Annotated in this window: 1 protein-coding gene; it reads right to left on the bottom strand. The window is 65.8% G+C overall.

The window, feature by feature from the left end:
- Positions 1-234 (bottom strand): DUF58 domain-containing protein (locus tag ACQG3P_RS24220; protein WP_426806471.1); only part of this gene is annotated, 234 nt, incomplete at both ends.

The following is a 234-nucleotide window of genomic DNA, read 5'->3' on the forward strand; positions in this document are numbered from 1 at the left end:
GTGGCGAACAGGCCCACGCCATCGCCCTGGCGCAGCGCCAGGTAGGACACCACCTGCGCCGCGTTGAGCCCATGGTCGAAGTGCGACAGCCCGCCTTCGCTGGCCATCATGCGGCGGCCGGTGTCGATCATCAGCTCCAGCTGCTGGTTCTTTTCATCCTCGTACTCACGCGAGATCAGCTTGCGTGCGCGCGAGGTGGCTTTCCAGTCGATCTGGCGCAGGCTGTCGCCGATG

The sequence above is a fragment of the Stenotrophomonas sp. SrG genome (genome assembly GCF_050031795.1).
Lineage (GTDB): Bacteria > Pseudomonadota > Gammaproteobacteria > Xanthomonadales > Xanthomonadaceae > Stenotrophomonas > Stenotrophomonas rhizophila_A.